This is a genomic window from Lysobacter xanthus, assembly GCF_047159895.1.
Map to the genome: position 1 here is coordinate 1 of NZ_BAAGAB020000118.1, position 3,527 is coordinate 3,527.

The following is a 3,527-nucleotide window of genomic DNA, read 5'->3' on the forward strand; positions in this document are numbered from 1 at the left end:
CCCGCCTCGCCTTCGCCGGACAGGCGGATGCGGTCGCCGTTGTCCACGCCCGCCGGGATCTTCACCTGCAGCGTCTTGGTGCGCTCCACGCGTCCGTTGCCGGCGCAGTCGCCGCACGGGTTCGCGATGATCTTGCCGCGGCCGCCGCAGTGCGGGCAGCCCTGCTGCATCGAGAAGATGCCGCGCTGGAAGCGCACCTGGCCGCGCCCCTGGCACGTGCCGCAGGTCTCGAGCTTGCCGTCCGACGAGCCGCTTCCGTCGCAGGTTTCGCATTCGTCGAGCGTCGGGATGTCGATCGTCTTCTCGACGCCGCCGACGGCTTCCTCGAGCGAGAGCTCCATCACGTAGCCGATGTCCGCACCGCGACGCGGACCGCGCTGCGCGCCGCCGCCGAAGATGTTCCCGAAGATGTCGCCGAAGATGTCGCCCATGTCGGCGTACCCGGCGCCGCCACCGCCGCCGCCCATGCCGTGCTCGAACGCCGCATGGCCGTGCGCGTCGTACATGCGGCGCTTGCCGCCGTCCGACAGCGTCTCGTAGGCCTCCTTGGCTTCCTTGAACGCTTCCTCCGCCGCCTTGTCGCCGGGATTGCGGTCGGGATGGTGCTTCATCGCACAGCGGCGATAGGCCTTCTTGAGGTCCTCCTCGGACGCATCGCGGGCGACGCCCAGGACCTCGTAGTAGTCACGCTTGCTCATCGGCTTCGTTCGCTGTGCAGTGCAGGCCGGCGGGGTCGATCACGCGCGGCGGGTCCCCAAGACGGAACGGGAGCCGCAACGCGGCTCCCGTCCGGGTACAGCTTACTTCGACTCGTCGCCCTTCACTTCCGTGAACTCGGCATCGACGACGTCATCGTTGCGCGACGCACCGCCCGGATTGGCACCCGGCGCGCCCGCGTCGCCACCGCCCTGGCCCGCCTGCGCGACCGCCAGCAGCGACTGCGCGGCTTCCTCCAGCGCGCGGCTCTTCGCCTCGATCTGGCCCTTGTCGTCGCCCTTCATCGCGGTCTCGAGGTCCGCGATCGCGGTTTCCGCGCGACCGATCGCGTCGCCCGGCACCTTCTCGCCGTGCTCCTTGATCGCGCCGCGGGTCATGTGGATCAGGCCATCGGCATGGTTACGCGCGGCGACGAGCTCGTGGAACTTCTTGTCCTCTTCGCGATTGGCCTCGGCGTCCTCGACCATCCGCTTGATCTCGTCCTCCGACAGGCCCGAGCCGGCCTTGATCTCGACCTTCTGCTCCTTGCCGGTCTTCTTGTCCTTGGCGGTGACATGCACGATGCCGTTCGCATCGATGTCGAACGAGACTTCGACCTGCGGCATGCCGCGCGGCGCTGGCTCGATGCCGGTGAGGTCGAAGCGGGCCAGCGACTTGTTGAAACGCGCCTGCTCACGCTCGCCCTGCAGCACGTGCACCGTGACGGCGGACTGGTTGTCCTCGGCGGTCGAGAACGTCTGCGAGGCCTTGGTCGGGATCGTGGTGTTCTTCTCGATGATCTTGGTGAACACACCGCCCAGCGTCTCGATGCCCAGGCTCAGCGGGGTCACGTCGAGCAGCAGCACGTCCTTGACGTCGCCCTTCAGCACGCCGCCCTGCACCGCCGCACCGATGGCCACCGCCTCGTCGGGGTTGACGTCCTTGCGCGGCTCCTTGCCGAAGAACTCGGTCACCGCCTGCTGCACGCGCGGCATGCGGGTCTGGCCACCGACGAGGATCACCTCGTTGATGTCCGACGCGCGCAGGCCGGCGTCGTTCAGCGCGACGCGGCACGGCTCGATCGTCTTCTTGACGAGGTCGTCCACCAGCGCTTCGAGCTTGGCGCGCGTCAGCTTGATGTTGAGGTGCTTCGGGCCCGACGCGTCCGCGGTGACGTACGGCAGATTCACTTCGGTCTGCTGCGCGGTCGACAGCTCGATCTTCGCGCGCTCCGCGGCGTCCTTCAGGCGCTGCAGCGCGAGCGGATCCTTGCGCAGGTCGATGCCCTGGTCCTTGTTGAACTCGTCGACGAGGTAATCGATGACGCGCTTGTCGAAGTCCTCGCCGCCGAGGAACGTGTCGCCGTTCGTGGCGAGCACTTCGAACTGCTTCTCGCCGTCGACTTCCGCGATCTCGATGATCGAGACGTCGAACGTGCCGCCGCCGAGGTCGTACACCGCGATCTTGCGGTCGGCGCCCGACTTGTCGAGGCCGTAGGCCAGCGCGGCCGCGGTCGGCTCGTTGATGATGCGCTTGACCTCGAGGCCGGCAATGCGGCCCGCGTCCTTGGTCGCCTGGCGCTGGCTGTCGTTGAAGTACGCCGGCACCGTGATGACCGCTTCGGTGACCGTCTCGCCGAGGTAGGCCTCGGCCGTCTTCTTCATCTTCGCAAGCACTTCGGCCGAGATCTGCTGCGGTGCCATCTTGCGGCCGTCGGCGGTCTCCACCCACGCGTCGCCGTTCTCGTGCTGGGCGATCTTGTACGGGACCAGGCCGATGTCCTTCTGCACTTCCGCGTCCGTGAACTTGCGGCCGATCAGGCGCTTCACCGCGTAGAACGTGTTCTTCGGATTCGTCACGGCCTGGCGCTTGGCCGAGGCGCCGGCGAGCACTTCGCCGTCCTTCGTGTACGCGATGATCGACGGCGTGGTGCGGTCGCCCTCGGCGTTCTCGATGACTCGCACCTTCGTGCCTTCCATGACCGCGACGCACGAGTTGGTCGTGCCGAGGTCGATACCGATGATCTTGCCCATGGGAATGCTCCTGCTATTTCTGGAATACGTGGGGCGCGGTGCGCCGATAAGCTCTATCTATGGATCGTCGGCGCCGGTTCAAGGCGCCGGGGCTCAACCGGACTGCGCGACGACCACCAGCGCGGGTCGCAGCAGGCGCTCGTTCAGCAGCCAGCCCTTCTGGTAGACCTGCACCACGTGGTTGTCCGGCGTACCTGCGGACGGGACCATGCTCATGGCCTGGTGGTGCTCGGGATTGAACGGCTGGCCGACCGGGTCGACCGCGACGAGCCCGTTGTCGCCCGCCACCTTCAGGAGCTGGCGCAGGGTGAGTTCCATGCCCTCGCGCAGCGCGCCGGCGTCGCCGGGCGCCTGCGAGAGGCCTGCCTCGAGGCTGTCGATGACCGGGAGCAGGTCGCCGAGGAGGCGCTCGTTCGCGAAGCGCCGCGCCGTGTCGATGTCGCGCGCCACGCGGCGCCGCTGGTTCTCGAGGTCGGCCCGCTCGCGGAGGACGTCCTCGCGCAGCTTCGCCAGTTCGGCCGTCGCGTCGTCGAGCTGCGCCTGCAGCGCATCGCAGCAGCTTTTCGCCTCGTCGGCCCCGGCCCCGGTGGTTTCCGGGACGGGGGCGGCCTCGTGCACGTTCGGGTCGGTCGTCATCGCAGGCTGGTCTCCTTCGCGCGGATCGCGCGCCGGGGCCTGCTATGGGGCCGGGCCCCGGGGATTCAAGGCGAGCGCGGGTCCGCGCAAGGAGAGCATGCAATGAATGCCCAGACCGCCCCGGCCGCGGTGGTCCGCGCCCGCGGACTCCGCAAGACCTAC

At 68.4% G+C, this 3,527-nt stretch carries 3 protein-coding genes; all 3 read right to left on the reverse strand.

Annotation, left to right across the window (positions count from 1 at the left end; translation table 11 throughout):
- The coding region (gene dnaJ, locus ACY35P_RS15110) for a molecular chaperone DnaJ (protein ID WP_462116661.1) at positions 1 to 698 on the reverse strand (698 nt) is incomplete at its 3' end.
- A 102-nt stretch (positions 699 to 800) separates the two neighbouring features.
- Entirely contained in the window at positions 801 to 2,729 is a 1,929-nt protein-coding gene (dnaK, locus tag ACY35P_RS15115; protein ID WP_462116662.1) for a molecular chaperone DnaK, read from the reverse strand.
- A gap of 93 nt (positions 2,730 to 2,822) precedes the next feature.
- Entirely contained in the window at positions 2,823 to 3,365 is a 543-nt protein-coding gene (gene grpE, locus ACY35P_RS15120; RefSeq protein WP_462116663.1) for a nucleotide exchange factor GrpE, read from the reverse strand.
- Positions 3,366 to 3,527: the final 162 nt, after the last annotated feature.

What these genes read in the sequence shown, in the direction of transcription:
- dnaK (WP_462116662.1), bottom strand. Translation starts at nt 2,729, where the DNA reads ATGGGCAAGATCATCGGTATCGACCTCGGCACGACCAACTCGTGCGTC.
- grpE (WP_462116663.1), bottom strand. Translation starts at nt 3,365, where the DNA reads ATGACGACCGACCCGAACGTGCACGAGGCCGCCCCCGTCCCGGAAACC.